Annotated in this window: 21 protein-coding genes; 6 read left to right on the forward strand and 15 right to left on the reverse strand. The window is 59.5% G+C overall.

Going from position 1 to position 19,939, the window contains the following annotated elements:
- Nucleotides 1-231 (reverse strand): hypothetical protein, encoded by a 231-nt coding sequence (locus LHF31_RS13695; RefSeq protein ID WP_298007758.1) that lies wholly within the window; start codon nt 229-231, stop codon nt 1-3.
- Between the two features lie 4 nt (nt 232-235).
- Nucleotides 236-1,822, reverse strand: coding sequence for an L-glutamate gamma-semialdehyde dehydrogenase (locus LHF31_RS13700; protein ID WP_298007760.1), 1,587 nt, complete (start codon nt 1,820-1,822; stop codon nt 236-238).
- Between the two features lie 235 nt (nt 1,823-2,057).
- On the opposite strand from LHF31_RS13700, the gene glpX reads away from it, so the two are divergent.
- Together glpX and LHF31_RS13710 are read left to right on the forward strand one after the other, a co-directional pair.
- Nucleotides 2,058-3,044: a class II fructose-bisphosphatase gene (glpX, locus tag LHF31_RS13705; RefSeq protein WP_298007762.1), complete on the forward strand. Its 987-nt coding sequence runs from the start codon at nt 2,058-2,060 to the stop codon at nt 3,042-3,044.
- 9 nt (nt 3,045-3,053) lie between these two features.
- On the forward strand, nt 3,054-3,212 hold the full coding sequence (locus tag LHF31_RS13710) for a lysine biosynthesis protein LysW (RefSeq protein WP_298007764.1): 159 nt from the start codon (nt 3,054-3,056) through the stop codon (nt 3,210-3,212).
- A gap of 308 nt (nt 3,213-3,520) precedes the next feature.
- Here LHF31_RS13710 and LHF31_RS13715 read toward each other — a convergent pair whose 3' ends face one another.
- The 10 genes from LHF31_RS13715 to nusA form a co-directional block, all read right to left on the reverse strand.
- A complete protein-coding gene (locus tag LHF31_RS13715) occupies nt 3,521-4,654 on the reverse strand; it encodes an HD-GYP domain-containing protein (RefSeq protein WP_298007289.1) in 1,134 nt (377 codons plus the stop codon).
- 47 nt (nt 4,655-4,701) lie between these two features.
- On the reverse strand, nt 4,702-4,983 hold the full coding sequence (locus LHF31_RS13720; RefSeq protein ID WP_298007291.1) for a hypothetical protein: 282 nt from the start codon (nt 4,981-4,983) through the stop codon (nt 4,702-4,704).
- A gap of 3 nt (nt 4,984-4,986) precedes the next feature.
- The gene (locus tag LHF31_RS13725) at nt 4,987-5,592 is read right to left on the reverse strand and encodes a DUF5317 domain-containing protein (protein WP_298007293.1); all 606 of its coding nucleotides are present in this window, start codon (nt 5,590-5,592) and stop codon (nt 4,987-4,989) included.
- 9 nt (nt 5,593-5,601) lie between these two features.
- The gene (locus LHF31_RS13730) at nt 5,602-5,727 is read right to left on the reverse strand and encodes a hypothetical protein (protein ID WP_013558642.1); all 126 of its coding nucleotides are present in this window, start codon (nt 5,725-5,727) and stop codon (nt 5,602-5,604) included.
- Between the two features lie 281 nt (nt 5,728-6,008).
- Nucleotides 6,009-6,932 (reverse strand): tRNA pseudouridine(55) synthase TruB, encoded by a 924-nt coding sequence (gene truB / locus LHF31_RS13735; protein ID WP_298007297.1) that lies wholly within the window; start codon nt 6,930-6,932, stop codon nt 6,009-6,011.
- Between the two features lie 80 nt (nt 6,933-7,012).
- Nucleotides 7,013-7,993 carry a bifunctional oligoribonuclease/PAP phosphatase NrnA gene (locus tag LHF31_RS13740; protein ID WP_298007299.1) on the reverse strand — a complete coding sequence of 327 codons (981 nt, stop codon included), beginning with the start codon at nt 7,991-7,993 and terminating at the stop codon, nt 7,013-7,015.
- Nucleotides 7,990-8,397: a 30S ribosome-binding factor RbfA gene (gene rbfA / locus LHF31_RS13745; protein ID WP_298007301.1), complete on the reverse strand. Its 408-nt coding sequence runs from the start codon at nt 8,395-8,397 to the stop codon at nt 7,990-7,992. Before rbfA ends, LHF31_RS13740 begins: the two co-directional genes overlap by 4 nt.
- A gap of 34 nt (nt 8,398-8,431) precedes the next feature.
- Complete coding sequence (gene infB / locus LHF31_RS13750) at nt 8,432-10,213, reverse strand: translation initiation factor IF-2 (RefSeq protein ID WP_303774335.1); 1,782 nt, start codon at nt 10,211-10,213, stop codon at nt 8,432-8,434.
- Between the two features lie 106 nt (nt 10,214-10,319).
- The gene (locus LHF31_RS13755) at nt 10,320-10,658 is read right to left on the reverse strand and encodes a YlxR family protein (RefSeq protein ID WP_298007308.1); all 339 of its coding nucleotides are present in this window, start codon (nt 10,656-10,658) and stop codon (nt 10,320-10,322) included.
- 51 nt (nt 10,659-10,709) lie between these two features.
- Nucleotides 10,710-12,602 (reverse strand): transcription termination factor NusA, encoded by a 1,893-nt coding sequence (gene nusA, locus LHF31_RS13760; protein WP_298007310.1) that lies wholly within the window; start codon nt 12,600-12,602, stop codon nt 10,710-10,712.
- 193 nt (nt 12,603-12,795) lie between these two features.
- Between nusA and LHF31_RS13765 the strand changes: the two genes are divergently transcribed.
- Both LHF31_RS13765 and LHF31_RS13770 read left to right on the forward strand, forming a co-directional pair.
- Complete coding sequence (locus LHF31_RS13765) at nt 12,796-13,374, forward strand: hypothetical protein (protein WP_298007312.1); 579 nt, start codon at nt 12,796-12,798, stop codon at nt 13,372-13,374.
- 13 nt (nt 13,375-13,387) lie between these two features.
- Entirely contained in the window at nt 13,388-14,302 is a 915-nt protein-coding gene (locus LHF31_RS13770) for a phosphotriesterase (protein WP_303774338.1), read from the forward strand.
- Between the two features lie 222 nt (nt 14,303-14,524).
- On the opposite strand, the gene LHF31_RS13775 is transcribed toward LHF31_RS13770, so the two are convergent.
- Nucleotides 14,525-15,034 (reverse strand): phosphoribosyltransferase, encoded by a 510-nt coding sequence (locus LHF31_RS13775; protein ID WP_298007386.1) that lies wholly within the window; start codon nt 15,032-15,034, stop codon nt 14,525-14,527.
- Between the two features lie 156 nt (nt 15,035-15,190).
- On the opposite strand from LHF31_RS13775, the gene LHF31_RS13780 reads away from it, so the two are divergent.
- Nucleotides 15,191-16,021 carry an SDR family oxidoreductase gene (locus LHF31_RS13780; RefSeq protein WP_298007389.1) on the forward strand — a complete coding sequence of 277 codons (831 nt, stop codon included), beginning with the start codon at nt 15,191-15,193 and terminating at the stop codon, nt 16,019-16,021.
- A gap of 46 nt (nt 16,022-16,067) precedes the next feature.
- The gene (gene gndA, locus LHF31_RS13785; RefSeq protein WP_298007391.1) at nt 16,068-17,480 is read left to right on the forward strand and encodes an NADP-dependent phosphogluconate dehydrogenase; all 1,413 of its coding nucleotides are present in this window, start codon (nt 16,068-16,070) and stop codon (nt 17,478-17,480) included.
- Between the two features lie 118 nt (nt 17,481-17,598).
- On the opposite strand, the gene LHF31_RS13790 is transcribed toward gndA, so the two are convergent.
- The gene (locus LHF31_RS13790) at nt 17,599-18,783 is read right to left on the reverse strand and encodes a response regulator (protein ID WP_303774342.1); all 1,185 of its coding nucleotides are present in this window, start codon (nt 18,781-18,783) and stop codon (nt 17,599-17,601) included.
- Nucleotides 18,784-18,935: 152 nt separating this feature from the next.
- Entirely contained in the window at nt 18,936-19,922 is a 987-nt protein-coding gene (locus LHF31_RS13795; RefSeq protein ID WP_303774345.1) for an ABC transporter ATP-binding protein, read from the reverse strand.
- Between the last annotated feature and the right edge of the window lie 17 nt (nt 19,923-19,939).

Genomic DNA, 19,939 nt, shown 5'->3' on the forward strand with positions numbered 1-19,939 from the left:
TCAGGCTTTCTTTTTCCTTTGCATGAGTTTTTTCACCGTGCGAAAGCGGGCGGGGGGTTCGCCCGGCGCAGGGCGCGGAGACGTAAGCCACAGCGCCACCGCCAGAATCAGGCAAACCGCCCCGCCGGCAAACAACCCGAACTGCGGCTGTTCGGCAATGTCGGAAAAGACGAACAGCACCAGCAGAGTGAGACCAACAAAGAACAGGAAACTACCCAGCGGCTTGCGCATACCCTCACAGACGCTTCACCAGCGTGCGAATCTGCTCGTGCATGTAGAGCGGCAGGTAGTACACCCCGCCGGCGTTCTTGCCCGAAGCCCCCGAGGCTTTCCAACCGCCAAAAGGCTGGAAACCGGGCCAGGCGCCCGTCGTGGCGCCCTGTGGGCGGTTGGCATAGGTCACCCCGGCTTCGATGTGGTCGAAGAACCACCCCACCTCTTCCGGAGAGCCGTAGAACCCTGCCGTCAGCCCGTACATCACCTCGTTGGCGCGGGTCATGGCTTCTTCCAGGTTTTTCACTTTGGCAATGGTGGTGATGGGCACGAACATTTCCACCTGCCACAGACGGTGATCGGCGGGCAAATCCACCGCCAGCGTGGGAGTGACAAAATAGCCTTTGGCATACTCGCCCTCGGTCAGCGTCTTTCCGCCGGTCAAAATGCGCGCGCTCTGGTGCAATTCTTCGGCGAAATTCTGGTAATCGCGATAGGACGAGGCATTGATGACCGGTCCCATGTATACGTTGCGCGCGGTGGGATCGCCGATGGTGAGTTTGCTGGTCAGGGTCACCAGACGCTCCACCAGTTCATCGTACACGGGTTCTTCAATAAACACCCGCGAGCAGGCTGAACACTTCTGCCCCTGCAAGCCAAACGCCGAGCGCACGATCCCCACAGCGGCGTCTTCCAGGTTGGCATGCCGTGAGACAATGGCGGGATTCTTGCCGCCCAGTTCCAGAATGGTGGGACGCACCCAGCGGCTTTGAGCAAAATCACGGTAAATCTTCATGCCCACGTCATACGAACCGGTAAAGGTCACCCCGGCAATGTCGGGATGGTCAATCAGCGCCTGTCCAAGGGTACTGCCCGGACCGGTAACGAAATTAAACACGCCGTCGGGGATACCGGCATCGCGCAGACATTCCGCCAGCAAACGTGCCGTCCAGGGGGTATCGGTGGCGGGCTTCATGATGAGGGTGTTGCCGGTCACCAGCGCCGCCGCAGAAGGTCCACCAGTCAGCGCGGCGGGGAAGTTGAACGGGCTGATTACCAGCCAGACGCCGTAGGGGCGCAGGACGGAGATATTGGTGGACTGAAAACCGATCAGCGGGTCACGTCCCATCTCCACAATGAAGCCGTTGTTGCGCTCCATGGAATCGCAGGCGTAACGGAAGAGATCGGCGGTTTCAGCAACGTCGCCGAGCGCCTCCATGCGGTTTTTGCCCACCTCCAGCGCCACTGCCGCGCCAATCTCAAAAATGCGCTGATCAATTAAATCGGCGGCTTTGCGGATGAGCGCCACCCGTTCCTGCCACGGGGTGCGGCTCCACCGGTAGAAGGCTTTTTTCGCCGCCGCGACTGCGTCGTGAGCGTCCTGCACGGTGCCTTTCTGGAAAACGCCCAGAAATTCATCCGTGTTGGCAGGGTTGCGGTCCACGAATTTCTCATCGGCAAAGCGCTCTTTCCCGTCAATGATCATGCCGTATTCCTGTCCTAAACGGGCTTTGACCTTTGCCAGAGCCTCTTCGAAACGGATGTGCAGTTCTTCCGGGGGGTTGAACATGGTGGCATAGGTCAACTTGAACGGACTTTCAGCGGTCATAAGGGATTACCTCCTGAATCAGGGTAGATACGGATACGGTCGGCAAGGTCTGCCTGCTTATTAGTATAGTCATTGCCCCATTTAAAGGCAAATGCTCTGTGGTCAGAGAGGCGGTAGAGAAGATTCGCGGTGAAAATTGGAGAACGTTCACCCGCCTGCGGGAAGCATCAAAACCCCGCGGGCATGTTACACTCAAATTGTCCGAAATCCATACTTGTGGAAAGGCAGGTTATTCATGTCGGCAAGTACCCCTACGAGGAATCTGGCGCTCGATCTGGTGCGCGTGACCGAAGCCGCCGCACTGGCGGCAGGACGTTACATGGGACGCGGCGACAAAATCGCCGCCGACCATGCCGCAGTAGAAGCCATGCGCTGGGTGCTGAACAGCATCGAGATGGATGCTGTGGTGGTCATCGGCGAGGGCGAAAAGGACGAAGCCCCCATGCTCTACAACGGCGAACGCCTGGGGCTGGGCGTGCCCCCCGAACTGGATCTGGCTGTAGATCCCATTGACGGCACCCGTCCGCTGGCAATGGGCTTGTGGAACTCCATCTGCACGGTGGCACTGGCGCCGCGCGGCAGCATGTTCAACCCCGGTCCGGCGCTGTATATGGAGAAAATCGCCGTGGGACCGGAAGCCCGCGATGTGATTGACCTGAACGCTCCCGTGCGCGACAATCTGGAGAAAATCGCCCGCGCCAAGGATGAGCGCGTGGAAGACCTGACCGTCGTCATCCTGGACCGCCCGCGGCATGAGGCGCTGATTCGCGAGGTGCGTGCCTGCGGCGCGCGCATCCGCCTGATCCCGGATGGCGATGTGGCAGGTGCATTGATGACTGCCCTGCCCGAAACGGGCATGGACGTGCTGATGGGCACTGGTGGCAGTCCCGAAGGCGTCATCGCCGCCTGCGCCATGCGCTGTCTGGGAGGCAATCTGCAGGGACGGCTGGTGGCGCGCAACCCGGAAGAGGAAGCCCGCCTGCGCGAACAGGGCTACGATCTTCAGCGGGTACTGACGCTCGACGATCTGGTCTCTTCCAGCGATGTTTTCTTTGCGGCAACCGGCATCACCAGCGGTGACCTTCTGCGCGGGGTGGATTACTTTGGGAACGGCGCCACCACCGACAGTCTGGTGATGCGCGGGCTGACCGGCACAGTGCGGCGCATCCAGGCAACCCATCGGCTGGACAGACTGGGACGCATCAGCCCGATTGCTTACTGAGGAGGAAATATGCTCGACGAACGTCCGCTCACGGGGTGCCCTGCCTGCGGCGGGGAAATTGACCTGACCTACGCCGAGCCCGGCGACACGGTCATCTGCGTTGTGTGCGGGGCAGAACTGGAGGTTCTGAGCCTCGATCCGCCCGAGGTGGAGGAAGTGGAATCCTGAAAAATTGCCCACCCTCCGGGGAGATGGAGGGTGGGCTTTTTGAGGGGGGAGTGAAGCGGGTATCTGTCAGAAGAGCGACAGAATCTGGCTGTTTCAGGTGCTGTTTCCCCCTCCCCTGTGCCCGCCCCCCGGCAAGAGAGGGCGGGCTTTACGAGGGGGAGTGAAGCGGGGTATCTGTCAGAGGAGCGACAGAATCTGGCTGTTTCAGGTGCTGTTTCCCCCTCCCCTGTGCCCGCCCCCCGGCAAGAGAGGGCGGGCTTTACGAGGGGGAGTGAAGCGGGTATCTGTCAGAGGAGCGACAGAATTTGTCAGTTAAAAAGTGCCAGAAAGGCTTCGACCACCTGCGGATCGAAGTGCGTCCCGGCGCAACGGCGCAGTTCAGCCAGCGCCTCATGATGCGAGACGGCAGGGCGATACACCCTTCCATCGGTCATGGCGGTATAGGCATCCACCACCGCAAGGATGCGCGCTCCCAGCGGAATGCGACTTCCCGCAAGCCCGTAAGGGTAGCCGGTGCCATCAAAGCGCTCATGATGCGCCAGCACCAGCATGGCAACATGTTCCAGACCTGAAAGCATCAGGATGATCTCGGCGCCTTTTTGCGGATGGGTTTTCATCACCTTCCATTCCTCAGCGCTCAATTCACCGGGCTTGCGCAGGGTCTCATCAGGGATGCCCACTTTGCCCAGGTCGTGAAGGATTGCCGCCCAGCGCACGGCTTCTACCTCTTCGGGCGGGCACCCCATGTGACGCGCCAGTTTGCCCGCCAGTTCAGTCATCCGGCGGCTGTGATCGCCGGTGTACAGGTCACGCTGTTCCAGCATGGACACCAGCGCGCGAATGGCAGTCACCTGGCTTTCGTGCAGGCGAGCGTTGAGCATGGTGCGGTGAATGGCGGCGGCGGCTTGATCGGCAATCATGACCGCCAGGCGGATACGCTCTTCATTGAAGAGCACCTCTTCCTTGCGCCAGTGGTCCCCCAGCACAATCAACCCCACAGTCTCATCCGCCACGCGCATGGGCACCAGACAGAGACTGTTCAAGTCATTTAACCCGAGATTCTGACGCACCATGGGCGTATGGACGAAATCGTACGCCTGATACACCACCGGACCCTGACTGTGAAGCACCTGGCGGTACTCGCGCAGTGCCGCGGGCAGGCGCTCCAGCCTCCGACGCTGCATTTCGGGCAAGCGCTCATCGATTTCAATCAGGCGCGTGACCAGGCGTCCGTCTTCTTCCAGGGTGAGGATGCGGCAGTACACCACCTGTAACAAACTGAGGCTGTGCCTGGCTATGGTTTTGAGAATCGTATCCAGCCGGTTGGTCTGATTCAACAGACGGCTGAGGTTGAAAAGGTCGGCAAAATGCTCGTTTGCCTCCGGAGCGGAGGGCGCCCCGGCAAGAACCTGATTTTGCCCGAGATACTGGTGCAATGCCATGGAAAAATCTCCCGCGATGTGCCTTTCCAACCCCACCTCGCTCCCCATCAGCGCTGTGGGTCAACCGAGAAAATGCGCAGGGCGCTCACCTGCATGGCAAAATCCGCCAGATCGCTGGCTTGAATGGCGGCAAGTTGCTGTTGTTCCTCGCCCTGCAGATGAAAAGCCTCTCCGCCGAAACCGCTGGCAATGGCTTGCGCCGGGTTGCTCAAAAGCAGTCGGCGAAACTGTGGACTGATCACCGCCGCGGTCAGCAGGCGGCTCAGTTCCTGTTCAGGATGCGTTCGAGAAGGTCCGGTCAGATTGCTTTCCTGAAATGAAGTGACCATGCCTCATCCTTCCTGAGCGGCAACCGGTGAAGCAGAAACCCGGGGAACAGCAGACGGACGGTCAGCCAGCGCCCACAAAGCGCGGATGCCCCCCAGCGCCACCAGTACATCCCCCGGGCTGAATGCCGCCCGATTCCACCCGTAATGGATAAAGAAAATATCCGAAAGAAACCACAGACGGGTTTGAAACACTGGCAGGACGATGTCTTTCCCGGTGCCCAGACGCGCCCCGATTTGCCATGAGTCGGGAGACACGTGCGGAAGCACCCGCTGAACCATCTCCGGGGAGATGGGCATCCAACCGCCGTTGAGGAGAATCACCAGCAGGTTGGATGCCAGCCCCAGTGCCAGCAGTGGAAAACCGGGCCTGGAAACATTTGCCAGGGCGAAGAGAAGCAGCCCGATCTGCGATGAAATTAAAGCCAGAGATGCCCAGAAATCCGGAATCTCGAAGCGGGTGGGAAGCACAAAAGCGAACAACTGTGGCAGGAACGCCACGAAGAGCAAGCCCATCCAGCGCACCTCGAAGGGATGCAGTTCGCGGCGCAGAATCAGCCCGCGCAGTACTGCCGCCGCCAGACCCACCGAAAACGCTCCGAGCAGGATCATGGCAATGCCCTAGTGGAAGAATCCACCTGCATCTTCCGGAGCGCCAGCGCCCAGGATGAAGAGCACCAGCATCAGGGCGAACACGACCAGCCGCACTTTGCGGCTATCAGCAAACAGGGAAACGAGCGTGGACATGGTTTACCTCCCATCAAAAAGTTCTATTTTCATCGTAGCAGGGGGGAGGCATCAAAACAGGCATCAAAACGGTCGTTAATTTGGCAAAATGGGAACTTTCTAATGTTTAATTTCTTAATTTAATTCCTATTTTTAATGGGAAACCCCCGTCTGGATCGGCAGGAAGCACAAAAAAATCCCGCAAGCCCAAGCCTGCGGGATCAATAACAAAGCAATACTTCCTCACCCTCCGGCGGATGCCGTTCCACCGGAAGTCGGGAATGCATTCGTCTAACGTCTTTTCAGGACTGGAAGAACACCTTGCGCGGTTGCCAGGCGTTTTCCTCAGGAACATACTCCAGCAAAGCCACCAGTTCGCCCAGCACGCTGACGGCGCGCACCATGTTGCCCGGCACCGGTTCTTCAGCAGGGATGCGGTGTCCATGGCGCACTTCGTTGACCTGTTCATCGGTCAGTTCCAGCGCAGGCCAGTCTGCCAGCGCCTCAGCAGCGGGGATGAGGTACTGGTACCAGGTGCCGTCCTGGAAGGCTTCGCGCAGTTTGCGCAGGGGAACGGCATCGCGCAGGGTAAAACGCCCGCTTTTGGTACGGCGCAAGCCTACCAGATGCGCACCACACCCCAGCGCCTGCCCCAGATCGTGCGCCAGCGATCGCACATACGTGCCCGATGAGCAGTAGATGTCAATCACCGCTTCGGGCGGCGCCCATTCGAGCAATTCCAGGCTGTACACCTTGATTTTACGCGGCGCCAGATCTACCTCTTCACCTTCACGCGCCATCTCATAGGCTCTCCGACCCTGCACTTTGATGGCTGAGTAGGGCGGCGGCACCTGTTCAATCTCGCCCACAAACTGCTGAAGGGCTTGCGCGAACTGCTCTTCGGTGATGCTCTCCACCGGCACCGAACCTGAACCGGTGACCCGCCCATCGGCATCGTAGGTATCGGTGCTTGAACCCAGGCGGATAATTGCCTGATAGCGCTTATCAGAAGCCGAGACATACTCGCTCAGACGCACCGCCGGACCGATGAGAACGACCAGCACACCTGAAGCGCGCGGGTCCAGCGTGCCGGTGTGCCCGGCACGGCGAATATTGGTACCTTTGCGGATAATCTGCACCACATCGTGCGAGGTCATGCCGACCGGTTTATCCACAACCAGCACCCCCGAAACCGTATTGCGAACGTCCATCGGGTTTTCCATCATGTCACTTCACTCCCCAGTTTTCAGACACCCTCTGTCCATAAATTTTTCCGCATACAGGTCAAAAAGGCACACTGTCCTTTTTATTGTCCATTCGATTTCATCATTTCTCTGGCGCTCTGGAGCAATTGCTCGGTTGCCGCCAGCACCCGCTCACAGACCTCTTCGACGGTGCCGGGAATCTCCGCTCCAGCCGCCGCCGGATGCCCGCCGCCGCCAAACTGCACCGCCAGCGCAGACACGTCAATGCCCGGGCGCGACCGCCATGAGACCTTGACCCTGCCCTCTTTCTGTTCATTGAACAGCACCACAATGTCACATTCGGTGGAAGAGAGGAAGTTGATTAAGTCGGCGTCATCGTTGCCGTTGTAGCCGGTGGCTTCGCGGTCCTGCTGATACAGCACCGTCCAGAACAGTCCGTTTTTCCGCTGTAAACGTTCCAGCCCAAAGCCCCAGAAACGCACGGCTTCAAAAGATTTAAGGAGCAGAGCCGCACGGTAAAGTTCCGGCAAGTCTGCCCCCCTGTCCATTAAATCTGCCGCCAGTCTCAACGCTTTGGATGTCGTGTTGGATGTTCGAAATCCTATTGTATCCGTAATAATTCCGGCAAGCAAGGCAGATGCGGCATCTTTTTCCAGCGGGAAACCCCAAACAGGCAGTTGCTCTGCCAGAATGGCGGCAGTTGCCACTGCGCTGGGGTCCACCCAGTTGAGGCGAGCAAAGCGGGTGTTGGTGATGTGATGATCAATGTTGACGTCCACCGGCACGCCTTCGGGCAGTCCAGCGGTGCGCGGGATGTCAGACGAATCCAGCACCACCAGCAAATCCGCCTCCTGGTCGGCTGTGCGCACAATCTGCCGGCTGCCGGGCAAAAAGCGCAGGGGTTGCGGCACGCCGTCGGGCAGGATCATCTGTACCTGTTTTCCGGCAGACTGTAAACTCAACCCCAGTCCCAGCATCGAGCCAATGGCATCGCCATCCGGGCGGATGTGGGTGAGGATGCGGACACGGTGGGCGTCATGGAGGGCTTGTGCGGGGGAGTCGCACCGGTCCAGTCCGTTCATGCCTCCTCGTCTTCATCCTCCACAGGGGGTGTGGCAGGGGCGGCAGGCGCAGGGCTTTCCTGCTCCCGCAAAGATGCCAGCAAACGCTCGATGTGATCTGCCCGTTCGGGGGTCACATCCCAGTGAAAGCGCAGGCGCGGGAAAGTGCGCAGTTCGATGTTCGCCGCCAGAGCGCTGCGCAGGAATCCAGCGGCATGGCGCAAGCCCTCCAGCACTTCCTCTTTGCGCACCTGACCTTCCACCGCCGAGACAAAAATATCGGCGTATGCCAGTTCTCGATCAACCTTCACACCGGTCACCGAAATACCCGACAGACGCGGGTCGGCGACTTCGCGCACCAGGATTTCCGATAAATCCTCGCGAATGCGGTCTTCAATCCGTTTCAAGCGAATTTTCGAGGGCATAATGACCTACCTCTATCCACAGCGCAGGAGAAAATCACGCACTCTTTTCAATGATGTAGCACTCAATGACGTCGCCGGGCTGAATATCATTGAAGTTGCGGATGCCAATCCCGCACTCGTATCCGGCGCGCACTTCGCGCACATCGTCCTTTTGAATCTTCAGCGAGGCTATCTCGCCATCGAACAACTGTTTGCCGTTGCGGAACACCCGCACCTTGCCGTTGCGGCGGATTTCGCCTTCCGTCACCCGACATCCGGCGACATTGCCCACTTTAGTAATGGTAAAAACCGCCAGCACGCTGGCTTTGCCCACCACCACCTCACGGGTTGCCGGTTCGAGCATGCCTTTGAGGGCTTTCTCCAGATCTTCGGTCAGACGGTAGATGATATCGTACAGGCGGATGGATACACCCTCGGCTTCTGCCAGACGGCGGGCGCTGGGTTCTGCCTGCACGTTGAAGCCCAGGATGATGGCTTTGGAAGCGCTCGCCAGCAGGACGTCGTTATCGGTGACGTTGCCCGCTTCGGCGTGCAGGATGTTGACTTTAATTTCACCCTTGGGCAAATCGTTGATGGAGTTAATGATCGGCTCCAGCGACCCCTGTACGTCCACCTTGAGGATGAGACGGAGTTCCTTTTCCTCGCCCGCCTGCACCCGCGAGAAGAGTTCCTCAAGGGTGGCTTTGGGCACACGGGCGGCTTTCTGCGCCGCTTCCATCTTGCGCTGTTCCACTACAGCGCGGGCTTCACGCTCACTGGCATAACGGGTGAACAGTTCACCCACCTCAGGCACCTCGCTTAAGCCCATCACCTGCACCGGCGTGGAAGGACCTGCCGAGCGAATCTTGCGCCCGCGAAAGTCGAACATGGCGCGCAGTTTACCGTAGGCTGTTCCGGCAACAATGATATCGCCCACCTCCAGCGTGCCGTTCTGCACCAGCAGGGTGGCGACCGGACCGCGGCTCTTATCCACCTGGGCTTCCACCACCGTGCCAATCACCTTGCCTTTGGGGTTGGCGCGGATATCAATCCCCTCGGCAGTAAGCAGGATGGCTTCCATCAGATCTTCCAGTCCAATGCGCTGTTTGGCAGAAACAGGCACGACCAGGGTATTGCCACCCCACTCGTCAGGGACGAGATCCAGTTCGGCTAACTGGCGTTTGACAAAGTCGGGGTTGGCATCGGGACGATCAATCTTGTTGAGCGCCACCACAATGGGCACCCGCGCGGCGCGGGCATGGGCAATGGCTTCACGGGTCTGCGGCATCACGCCGTCGTTGGCGGCAACCACCAGAATGACAATATCGGCGCCCTGCGCGCCGCGTGCCCGCATGGCGGTAAAGGCGGCGTGACCGGGGGTATCCAGAAAGGTAATCAGGCGCCCTTTATGCTCCACCTGATAAGCGCCAATGTGCTGGGTAATGCCACCGGCTTCGCCTTCGGCAACGTTGGTGTTGCGGATGGCATCCAGCAGGGTGGTTTTACCGTGATCCACGTGACCCAGGATGGTGACCACCGGAGGGCGAGGAATGAGGTTTTCGGGCTTTTCGGCGAGGATAGTGCGCCGCCACAGAGGAATTTCGCCGGTTTCGGTTTTTTCCTCTTCAACCATGCTCTCGGCAACGACTTCAAAGCCCAGTTCCGAGACCACGATGGCGGCAGTGTCGAAATCAATCTGCTGGTTGATGTTTGCCATCACCCCGTTGGACATCAGGATCTTGATCACCTGAATAGGGCTGGATTCGGTACGCTGTGCCAGTTCACGCACGGTAATGCTCATGGGAAGTTCGATCTTCTTGCGCCCGTTGTCACTCATGTTCACCTCCTTGATAATCACACTCAATCCCCATTTGCGGGGCTTACACACTGCGGCGTTGTCCGGGAGGCAACCTGTATGCAGGACGCACAGGAAGATCAAACCTTCATGGCATCATGTCATTCCCCTGTTGTCCTGGATGGCTTTCGGAGGATTCTTCCTCCTGCGGGAGTTGCGCCACATATGCCAGCAACTGCTCCCGGTCTTCACCGCTCAATTCGGTTTTCAGGGCATGTGCCAGCGCCCCTTTGAGAGCGCGTTCCCAGCACGAGCGTAAGGCGTGAACGTAAGCCCCCCGTCCCGCCGCTTTTCCGGTGGGATCGAGGCGCACCCCCTGCGCCGTGCGGACTACCCGTACCAGTTCCCGCTTGGCGAGAACCTGCCGGCACCCCACACAGGTGCGCTGAGGCACATGCTTTACCCGTTGAACCGTTTTCTTTGTCACCTCTACGTTCTTCTTTTCATCGGGCTGGTCTCCCAGCCCGGAAAATCCGAATTACTCCCAGTCCCAGTCTTCCCCGCGCTTGTGCTTCTTGCGGATGAAGGACACATCGCGATCGGGGTCGTACTCCACAAAGCGGGAGCCTTTTTTCTTCTTCTTGGATTTCTTGCCCTTCTTATCGGTAGATGTCTCTTCTTCCTCTTCATCTACCACGTCCACAGGCACATCCGCACGCAGGGTGAAGAGTTCATCAAAGGAGAGTTCCTCCGTTTCCTCTTCCGCCACCGGTGCCGCCGCCATCTCCGGCTGGCTGACCGCCTCGACCGTTTCCACTGGCAAAGCCATTTCCGGCTCCGCCACGGTTTCATCCGTCACAGGTTCAACAGCCATCTGGACGGGTGCTACCTCTGCAGATGGGGCAACCGCTTCGGGTTCTTCCTGAGGCTGTGCCGTGACCACGGTACGCTCAACCAGGGCAGTGATCTCGCTCATCGCCTTTGGACCAATTCCCTGCAGTTTGAGGATTTGATCGGGGTCGAGTTTCATCTGCATGACTACTTCGCCCACGGTGGAGAAGCCGCCTTCCTGCAAGAGGTAAGCGACATGCTCGGGCAGACCGCTGTCGAGGATGCTGGTCTGGAAGGCTTCGGCAGGGATGGAAGCGCGGATGGACTGAACGCGGTTGTCTTCCTCTGCCTTTTTCTCCATGGCGCGGCGGCTGGCACGGCGCTGGACGCGATCCACAAACTGCGCCATGCGGTCGTATTCTTCGGAAGAGAGCGGACGCCCTTCGGCTTTGCGCGCCAGCAGTCCGCTGACGGCTTCTGCGGCTTCGCGTTCCACTTCGGCAATCTGCGCGTATTCGGGGTCGGTCTGCAGGCGATGCAGGGCTTCAGCAGCGGCTTCGGTCAGGCTCTTGATGTCAATGCGCCAGCCGGTAAGTTTGGCGGCAAGGCGGGCATTCTGACCATCGCGCCCGATGGCAAGGCTCAACTGATCCTCGGGGACAACCACCGTGGCAGTCTTGCTAACCGAGGACCTGTCGTCCAGATACACGCCGGTTACCCGCGCCGGGCTGAGCGCTTTGGCGATGTACACCGCCGGGTCGGCGTTCCATTCAATCACATCAATTTTCTCATCATGCAATTCGCGCACAATGGCCTGGATGCGCACACCGCGGATGCCCACGCAGGCACCCACAGGGTCAATGCCGGGCTGAGTGGCAGAGACAGCAACCTTGGCGCGCTCGCCGGGTTCACGGGCGATAGAACGAATCTCCACAATGCCGTGGTAAATTTCGGGCACTTCGGTCTCCAGCAGGCGGCGCAGGAAATTGCGGTGCGTGCGCGAGAGGATGATTTGCGGACCGCGCGGCGAGTCTTTCACCTCGGCAATCAACGCACGGACGCGGTCATGCACGCGGAAACGCTCACCGGGGATCATCTCTTTGCGCGGCATCGTGCCTTCGGCGCGCATCTCCAGCCCGATGGTCAAGCCCTGGGCATTGACCGCCTGTACCACGCCGCTGACGATCTCGCCAACCTGTCTGGCGTAGTGATTCAACTGCATCTGGCGTTCGGCATCGCGAATGCGCTGCTGGATGACCTGACGGGCAGTCTGCGCAGCCACACGACCGAAATCGCGCGGGGTGCTTTCCACCACAATCATATCGCCCAACTGCACGTTGGGGTTATAGCGGCGGGCTTCTTCGAGGCTGACTTCGGTCAGCGGCTCGCGTACCTGCTCGACGACTTCCTTCTCCGCGTAGATGGTCACCTTACCTGTATCCAGATCGACTTTGGCTTCCACCTGCTGCGCATTCGAGGCATTGACCGCCCGGCGGTACGCCGAAACCATCGCCGACTCCAGCGCTTTGAGAATCACATCGCGCGGCAGTTGCTTTTCTTCCAGCACTTCATTGAAAGCCAGTACAAACTCGTTCTTCATCGCTCTTACTCTTACTCCAAAATGAACCGGTTACAACAAGAAAAGTGGGGGTTGCCCACTTTTCAACGATGCCAATATGGGTGCGACTTGCGTTCTCATTTTAACACACTCTTTTTGGGGATGCAAGTCTTTCATCGCGGGTTGTCAGCCCAAAGTTAAAATGTGTCCCTTTTTTCGTGCTACAATCTTGAACATGAAAGGGAAGTGGAAATACACCCGTGCGGTCAACCCACGTCTGTTGCGGGATGAACCCATGCGCCGCTGTACCCTGGGTGAGTGCCGCGCAGCCTGCTGTCTCCATGGGGTGTGGCTGGCAGTGGAAGAACGCGATGACCTTCTGGAACATGCCGCGCTGATTGCTCCGCACATGCCAACCACTCTGCAAGACCCGGTGGTGTGGTTCCGCGGCGAGGAAAGCATCGACCCTTACGCCCCTTCCGGAAGGGTGATTCACAGCAACGTCTTACCCATGCCGGAGCATTACGGCGGCACGGCTTGCGTGTTTCTGCGCGAGGATCACCGATGCGCCCTGCAGGTGGCGGGCGAGGCGGCAGGCTTTCACCCCTGGCGTTTCAAACCTTTTTATTGCATTCTGCACCCGCTGGACCTGGACGAACAGGGACGCATCACCCTGGACGAGACCCCCGCCATGCTGGCAGAAGAAGGCTCGTGCCTGCGCCCCGCCGAAACGCTCATCCCGCTGACACAGACCTTTGAACCCGAACTGACCCATTTACTGGGCGAACTGCCCTCACACAACTCATCTGTATAATGGAGGTGAAACCATGCCCGTGTTATACACCACGCTGGGAACGCTTTCCGCCCCGCCGGAGGGCATCATCCTGCCCCATGAGCATATTTTTGTCGATTTGCGGCCGCTGGACACTCCCGACCACGGTCAGGCAAAGACCGAAGACGTGGTAGCCCTGATGGCGCCCGAACTGGAGCGCGCCCGCGCCGCCGGAATCGCCGTGCTGGTAGAGTGCACCCCCGAAGGCGTTGGCAGGCATGTGGAGCATGTTCTGGCGGTTTCGCAGGCAGTGAATTTTCCCATTCTGGTTCCCACCGGCATCTACCGGGAGCCGTGGGTGCCGGCGTGGGCGCATCACGCCGATGAAGGCATCCTGCAATCCTGGATGATGGGCGATCTGGAGGTTGGCGTGGGCAACACCGGTGTGCGCGCCGCCTTCATCAAGTTGAGCATGGGGGACGACGGCATCACGCCGGTGGAGCGCAAGATTCTGCGCGCCGCCGCGCGGGCAGGCGCAAAGACCGGAGCCGCCATTGGCAGTCACACCATCCGCGGGCGGGTGGTGCTGGAGCAAATGGACGAACTGGAAGCCTGCGGCTTCGACCCGCACCGCTTCATCTCCATCCATGCTCAGGCAGAACCCGATTTCTCCCTCAACCTGGAGGTAGCCCGCCGCGGTGCGTGGATCGAATACGACGGCATCGGCTGGAGCGAGGACGAGGCGTACATCCGCCGCATCCTCGACATGCTGGATGCGGGCTTCGAGTCGCAGATTCTGCTCAGCATGGATCGCGGGTGGTACGACTGCGCCCAACCCGGCGGCGGCACGCCTCATCCGTTCACCTATCTGGTGGAGGAGTTCCTGCCCAGACTGCGTACCGCCGGGGTAGATGAAGCCACCCTGCGCCGGTTGACGGTGGACAATCCCTTCCGCGCCTTTGCCCGATAAGCCCTGCGCCAGCAAGGCATTCCGGCAAACCAGCCGGTTGTGCACAGGGCTCCTCCTTGCGAATCAATACGCTCCCGATGGATCAATTAAATGAAAACCCATTGGGAGCGTGGTTTATGGCTCTCTTCACCTTGAACATCAGCCTTCACCGCTCATCCGGCAACGTTTCAGAAAAGCGTAGAGGGCGTTTTCCTGAGTCAAAAAACCGGGGTCTCCAAAAGGCTAAAAATCGCGCAGTAACACCGCTTCCGGTCCGCGTTTAATTTCCCACGGATAGACAATGTATGCATCGGTGATGGCGGCGTAGTAGTCGGGGCGTAAAGTGCCGAACAGACTGCGGTAAGGGTTGAAGTGCAGGACACAGGTATAGGCAATGCCCCCGCTGGCGGTGACGCGGTTCTTCACCGCCGTCATGGTGCGTCCCGAACCCCAAACATCATCCACCACCAGAATGCGCCGCTCGCGCAGGAGACTTTCATCGGGGAACTGTAAGAACTTGGGCCATGCCAGCAAACGCGCCCGTTCGCGCTGTTTTTCGGCTTCCAGTTCATTGGGAAAATCCACCGCGGCAATGAAGATGTCGTTCACCTTCAGGGCTTCTGCCAGCATCCCCCCGGGCACCAGCCCGCCGTGTGTGATGAGCAGAAGTGCGTGAAACTCCACTTCAAATTGAGGGATAAGATGGTCAATCAGTTGATCAACGTCGTTCCAGGTAAGAATCTCGCGGCGCATGCCATCAGCCTGTCAGATAAATTCGGTTCTTCAATTATATAGCAAAAGCGGCTCAAACGAGCCTTTCTGCGAACCTTCTCTCGCAGGAAAAGTATAATGAAAAAGGAAACCACAGGGTCAGGGGAGCCACCCCCCTGTCGGTAGCGGGAGGAACCCATGAGCGAACTGCATCCGTATGCGCTGTTTTCCCTGCAGGAGAAGGTTGCGGTGATTACCGGCGGAGCGGGCGGGCTGGGAAGCGCCATGGTGCGGGTACTGGCGCGCGCCGGCGCCCGGGTAATCATCCTCAACCGTACGCTGGAGAAAGCCGAGCGTCTTGCCAGAGACGTGCGCAAAGAAGGCGGCAAGGCACTGGCGCTGCGCTGTGACGCGCTGCGCCCCGAAGTGCTGCGGGTGGCGCGCCAGCGCATTGTGGAGACCTTCGGGCGGGTGGATATCCTCATCAACGCCGTCGGGGGTAACCGCCCTGCCGCCACCACCGCCCCCGATCAGCCCTTCTTCCGCCTCTCGCCTGCGGCGATGAAAGCCGTCCTTGACCTGAACCTGCTGGGCACCATTTACCCCTGTCAGGTGTTCGGCGAACGTATGGCAGAACAGGGAAGCGGGGTCATCCTCAACATCACCTCGATGGCGGCGCTGCGTCCGCTGACCCGCGTGGTGGCATATTCTGCCGCCAAAGCCGCGGTGGCAAACTTCACCCAGTGGCTGGCTGTGACCATGGCGCGGGAGTACTCCCCCGCCATCCGCGTCAATGCGCTGGCACCGGGCTTTTTCGTCACCGGGCAGAACCGCTTTCTGCTGGTAGACGAAAACGGCGAACCCACCCCGCGCGGCAGGGATGTGCTGGCGCACACCCCCATGGGACGCTTTGGCGAACCGGAAGACCTCGCCGGAGCGGTGCTCTTTCTCGTCTCCGATGCCTCGCGCTTCGTCACCGGCACAGTGGTGACGGTAGATGGGGGCTTCAGCGCTTTCGCCGGAGTGTAAAACGGGTATAATCAACCCGAAAAGAAAGTACACTGGGAGGCTGTATATGACTCTGGCAAATATTGGTGTGATTGGACTGGGCGTGATGGGACGCAACCTTGTGCTGAACATGGAGCGCAACGGTTTCACCGTGGCAGTCTTTAACAAAACCACTTCCAGAATGCACGAGTTCCTTCAGGGCGATGCCGCCGGTAAGCGCATTGTGGGGTATGAAACCATTGCCGACCTGGTGAAAGGGCTGGAGCGCCCGCGGCGCATCCTGCTGATGGTGACGGCAGGTGCGCCGGTGGACGCCATGATTGCCGAACTCAAACCCCTGCTCGAACCCGGCGATATCCTCATTGACGGAGGCAACTCCTACTTTCTGGATACCGAACGGCGCAGCCGCGAACTGGAGTCCAGCGGATTGTGGTTTGTGGGCATGGGCGTCTCCGGCGGCGAAGAGGGCGCCCTGTGGGGACCCTCCATCATGCCCGGCGGATCGGCAGAAGCCTGGCAAGCCCTGGCACCCATCCTGCAAGCCATCGCCGCCCGCGCCGAAGACGGCGCGCCCTGCGTGACGCACATCGGTCCCGGCGGGGCAGGACACTATGTGAAAATGGTGCACAACGGCATCGAATACGCCGACATGCAGTTGATTGCCGAAATTTACGACCTGCTCTCACGCGGGGCTGGCATGAGCGCTGACGAACTGGCGGATGTATTTGCGGCATGGAATGAGGGCGAACTCAAGTCCTATCTCATCGAAATCACCTCCCACGTCCTGCGCCGCAAGGATGAATGGACCGGCAAGCCGCTGGTGGATGTCATCCTCGATGAAGCCCAGCAGAAAGGCACCGGCAAGTGGACGGGGCAGAACGCGCTGGATCTGGGGGCGCCGGTTCCCACCATTCAGGCGGCTGTAGAAAGCCGCTCGCTTTCGGCAATGAAGGAACGGCGCGTGCTTGCCAGCCGCGTGTTGGGCGGACCCAGACCCATGTACCAGGGCGAGACCCAGCCGCTGGTGGAAGCCGCCCGGCAAGCCCTGTACGCCGCCAAAGTGATCGCCTATGCGCAAGGCTTTGAATTAATGAGCATTGCCTCACAGGAATATCACTACAACCTGCAACTGGCGGAACTGGCGCGCATCTGGCGGGCAGGGTGCATCATCCGCGCGGCACTGCTGGAGGAAATCACCTCCGCCTACCGGCGCGATCCGGCGCTTCCCAACCTGTTGCTCGATCCGGCATTTGCTCAAGCCGTTGCCGAACGGCAAACTAACTGGCGCTGGTTGATGCAAACCGCCATCGGCATGGGCATTCCCACTCTGGCGCTCTCCAGCGCACTGGCGTACTACGACGCTTACCGCAGTGAACGGTTGCCCGCCAACCTGATTCAGGCACAGCGGGATTACTTCGGAGCGCACACCTACCGGCGCATTGACCGCGAAGGCGTCTTCCACACCCGCTGGAACGAGTAAGCCATTCTCCACAGAATCCACGCAGGGTGGGGTGGCTTCAGAAGAATGAAGGTCCCGTTAAACCAGCAGCACACCCGCAAAGGTGTGCTGTTTTGTTTCATTCAGATTTCACCCCTCCTCAGGCAGAGGGTTCTGCATCCTCCGAAGGGAGCAAGCCCAGTTTGCGGGCTTCCTCAAACGAGAGCGAATCGGGGTTGACCTTTACTTCGCCCTTTTCTTCCACCACCGCATCCCAGAACGAATCGGCATCCACCGGTGGGAGCACCTCTTCGGGTTTGGCAAGCAGTTCTTCCAGTCCTTTCAAATCCACCGGCGCTTCTTCCCCCAGCACCTCTTCCATGGGCATTTCCAGACCCGGCATACCTGCAGGCGCAGGCGCTTCCTCCAGAGGCGGGGTCAGCACACTGGTAACGGGCTTGACCAGAATTCCCATGCGCTCCAGCGTCTGGGCAATCTGCGTCTGCGCGGCAAGAATTTCCTCCACTGCCAGCGCCAGCCTGAGCGTGCCAGCGCCATTGCGCAGGTACACCACCAGCGTAAAGCGCCCGATCGGCGCCGCCGCCACCTGAAACTGCGCCCCCTGCACAAAGAGGGCATTGGCGGCATGACCATCCAGCACCTGCCTGCCCAGTTTCTCCACGGCATTGACCGCCGCCAGCACTGCCGGGATGATGTGTTCCTCCGGTTGCGGGGGCATCCAGTCGCCCGCGCGGGCAGTGGCATGCCCGGCATCATCCAGCAGAACCACCGAGTAGGCGCCCAGCGAGCCGCGCAGGTTTGCCAGAACCTCCGAGAGAGATGGAGATGGGGCTTCAGGTACTTCCACCTCCGGCAGAGGAATTTGTTCTGCGGGGGGCAGTTCACCGCTTTTCGCCTTGCGCGGAGTGGTCTTGCGTTCTTTTGCCGCAGGCAGAGCGGATGCCGGGGATTTCTCTCCAACAACCTCCTCCACGGCGCTCAGCAAATCGGCAATGCTGATGGGCTTGGAGAGCAAACGCGCCGCCCCCACTTCAGCGCTCATGCGCTTGAGTTCTTCGTCCGGGCTTAAGCCGGTAATCATGATCACCTGCATGTCCGGCTGGCGGGCGCGCACCCGCCGCACCAGATCAAACCCCGACATGCCCGGCAGGCGGATATCCACAATCATCAAATCCACTGCCATGGTGGACGTTTCCAGCATGGCTTCCTCGGCGGATGGCGCATACACCACCGGAACCCCCCTGTACGCCGAACGCAAGGCTTCCTGCACCATTCTGCCCACATCGCGGGCGTCATCCACAACCAGGATGCGTCTCACTGTCATGCCATTCCCTCCGAAAGTCTTCTTTATTGTATATCAATTTCGTTGCAATCCACTTTGCAAAAGTGTGAGGGACGGTTTAAAAGCACAGAGAGCGCCCGGTAGCGCTCTCTGTGCCAGAGCAGGGTTGCCCCTGCGAAGACCGTTTAACCGGGTTAGCCCACCCGCCAGCAAGCCACCCAGTGCATGGGGCTGACTTCTTTGAAGGGCGGTTCTTCCACCTTGCAGTGATCCATTGCCACCGGACAACGCGGATTGAAGCGGCAGCCGGAAGGCGGATTGAGCGGGCTGGGCACATCGCCCTTGAGGATAATGCGCTCACGTTTAATGTTGGGATCGGGAATGGGAATGGCGGACATCAACGCCTGCGTGTAGGGGTGCAGAGGGTTGCGGAAGAGTTCATCACGATCCGCCAGTTCCACCATCTTGCCCAGGTACATCACCGCCACACGCTGAGAGATGTGCTCCACCACGCTCAGGTTGTGGGCAATGAACAGGTAGGTCAGACCAAATTCCTGCTGCAAATCCTTGAGGATGTTAAGCACCTGCGATTGAATGGAGACATCCAGCGCCGAGACCGGCTCATCGCAGACAATGAACTTGGGGCGCAGTGCCAGTGCGCGGGCAATGCCAATGCGCTGACGCTGACCACCGGAGAACTCATGCGGATAGCGGCGGGCATGGTAATCTTCCAGTCCCACCTTGCGCAGAGTGTCAATGGCAATATCAAAGCGCTCTTTGGGGTTGCCGATGTTGTGAATCTTCAGCCCTTCCATCACCGATTCGCCGATAGGCATGCGCGGATCAAGCGAGGCATACGGATCCTGGAAGATTATCTGAATGTTGCGGCGCATGGCTTTGAGGTCGCGCCCCTTGAGTTTGAAGATGTCTGTACCCTCGTAGAACACCGATCCAGCCGTCGGTTCGGTCAGGCGAAGCATGGTGCGCCCCACGGTGGTTTTTCCGCAACCCGATTCGCCTACCAGACCCAGACACTCACCCTCTTTGATGGAAAAAGACACATCATCCACGGCTTTGACCTGCGCCACCACGCGCTGGAACACCCCCGCGCGAACCGGGAAGTATTTCTTCAGGTTCTTGACGACGATCAAATCTTTGCTGTTCATACTTGAATTGCTCATCAGGCACCTCACTCCCT

The sequence above is a fragment of the Anaerolinea thermophila genome, from assembly GCF_020723905.1.
Classification (GTDB): domain Bacteria; phylum Chloroflexota; class Anaerolineae; order Anaerolineales; family Anaerolineaceae; genus Anaerolinea; species Anaerolinea thermophila_A.

What these genes read in the sequence shown, in the direction of transcription:
- infB (WP_303774335.1), bottom strand. Translation starts at nt 10,213, where the DNA reads ATGAGTGACAACGGGCGCAAGAAGATCGAACTTCCCATGAGCATTACC.
- glpX (WP_298007762.1), top strand. Translation starts at nt 2,058, where the DNA reads ATGTCGGCAAGTACCCCTACGAGGAATCTGGCGCTCGATCTGGTGCGC.
- LHF31_RS13795 (WP_303774345.1), bottom strand. Translation starts at nt 19,922, where the DNA reads ATGAGCAATTCAAGTATGAACAGCAAAGATTTGATCGTCGTCAAGAAC.
- LHF31_RS13700 (WP_298007760.1), bottom strand. Translation starts at nt 1,822, where the DNA reads ATGACCGCTGAAAGTCCGTTCAAGTTGACCTATGCCACCATGTTCAAC.
- LHF31_RS13780 (WP_298007389.1), top strand. Translation starts at nt 15,191, where the DNA reads ATGAGCGAACTGCATCCGTATGCGCTGTTTTCCCTGCAGGAGAAGGTT.
- LHF31_RS13715 (WP_298007289.1), bottom strand. Translation starts at nt 4,654, where the DNA reads ATGGCATTGCACCAGTATCTCGGGCAAAATCAGGTTCTTGCCGGGGCG.
- LHF31_RS13790 (WP_303774342.1), bottom strand. Translation starts at nt 18,783, where the DNA reads ATGACAGTGAGACGCATCCTGGTTGTGGATGACGCCCGCGATGTGGGC.
- LHF31_RS13730 (WP_013558642.1), bottom strand. Translation starts at nt 5,727, where the DNA reads ATGTCCACGCTCGTTTCCCTGTTTGCTGATAGCCGCAAAGTGCGGCTG.
- LHF31_RS13725 (WP_298007293.1), bottom strand. Translation starts at nt 5,592, where the DNA reads ATGATCCTGCTCGGAGCGTTTTCGGTGGGTCTGGCGGCGGCAGTACTG.
- truB (WP_298007297.1), bottom strand. Translation starts at nt 6,932, where the DNA reads ATGATGGAAAACCCGATGGACGTTCGCAATACGGTTTCGGGGGTGCTG.
- nusA (WP_298007310.1), bottom strand. Translation starts at nt 12,602, where the DNA reads ATGAAGAACGAGTTTGTACTGGCTTTCAATGAAGTGCTGGAAGAAAAG.
- LHF31_RS13765 (WP_298007312.1), top strand. Translation starts at nt 12,796, where the DNA reads ATGAAAGGGAAGTGGAAATACACCCGTGCGGTCAACCCACGTCTGTTG.
- LHF31_RS13775 (WP_298007386.1), bottom strand. Translation starts at nt 15,034, where the DNA reads ATGCGCCGCGAGATTCTTACCTGGAACGACGTTGATCAACTGATTGAC.
- LHF31_RS13720 (WP_298007291.1), bottom strand. Translation starts at nt 4,983, where the DNA reads ATGGTCACTTCATTTCAGGAAAGCAATCTGACCGGACCTTCTCGAACG.
- gndA (WP_298007391.1), top strand. Translation starts at nt 16,068, where the DNA reads ATGACTCTGGCAAATATTGGTGTGATTGGACTGGGCGTGATGGGACGC.
- LHF31_RS13770 (WP_303774338.1), top strand. Translation starts at nt 13,388, where the DNA reads ATGCCCGTGTTATACACCACGCTGGGAACGCTTTCCGCCCCGCCGGAG.
- rbfA (WP_298007301.1), bottom strand. Translation starts at nt 8,397, where the DNA reads ATGCCCTCGAAAATTCGCTTGAAACGGATTGAAGACCGCATTCGCGAG.
- LHF31_RS13710 (WP_298007764.1), top strand. Translation starts at nt 3,054, where the DNA reads ATGCTCGACGAACGTCCGCTCACGGGGTGCCCTGCCTGCGGCGGGGAA.
- LHF31_RS13695 (WP_298007758.1), bottom strand. Translation starts at nt 231, where the DNA reads ATGCGCAAGCCGCTGGGTAGTTTCCTGTTCTTTGTTGGTCTCACTCTG.
- LHF31_RS13740 (WP_298007299.1), bottom strand. Translation starts at nt 7,993, where the DNA reads ATGAACGGACTGGACCGGTGCGACTCCCCCGCACAAGCCCTCCATGAC.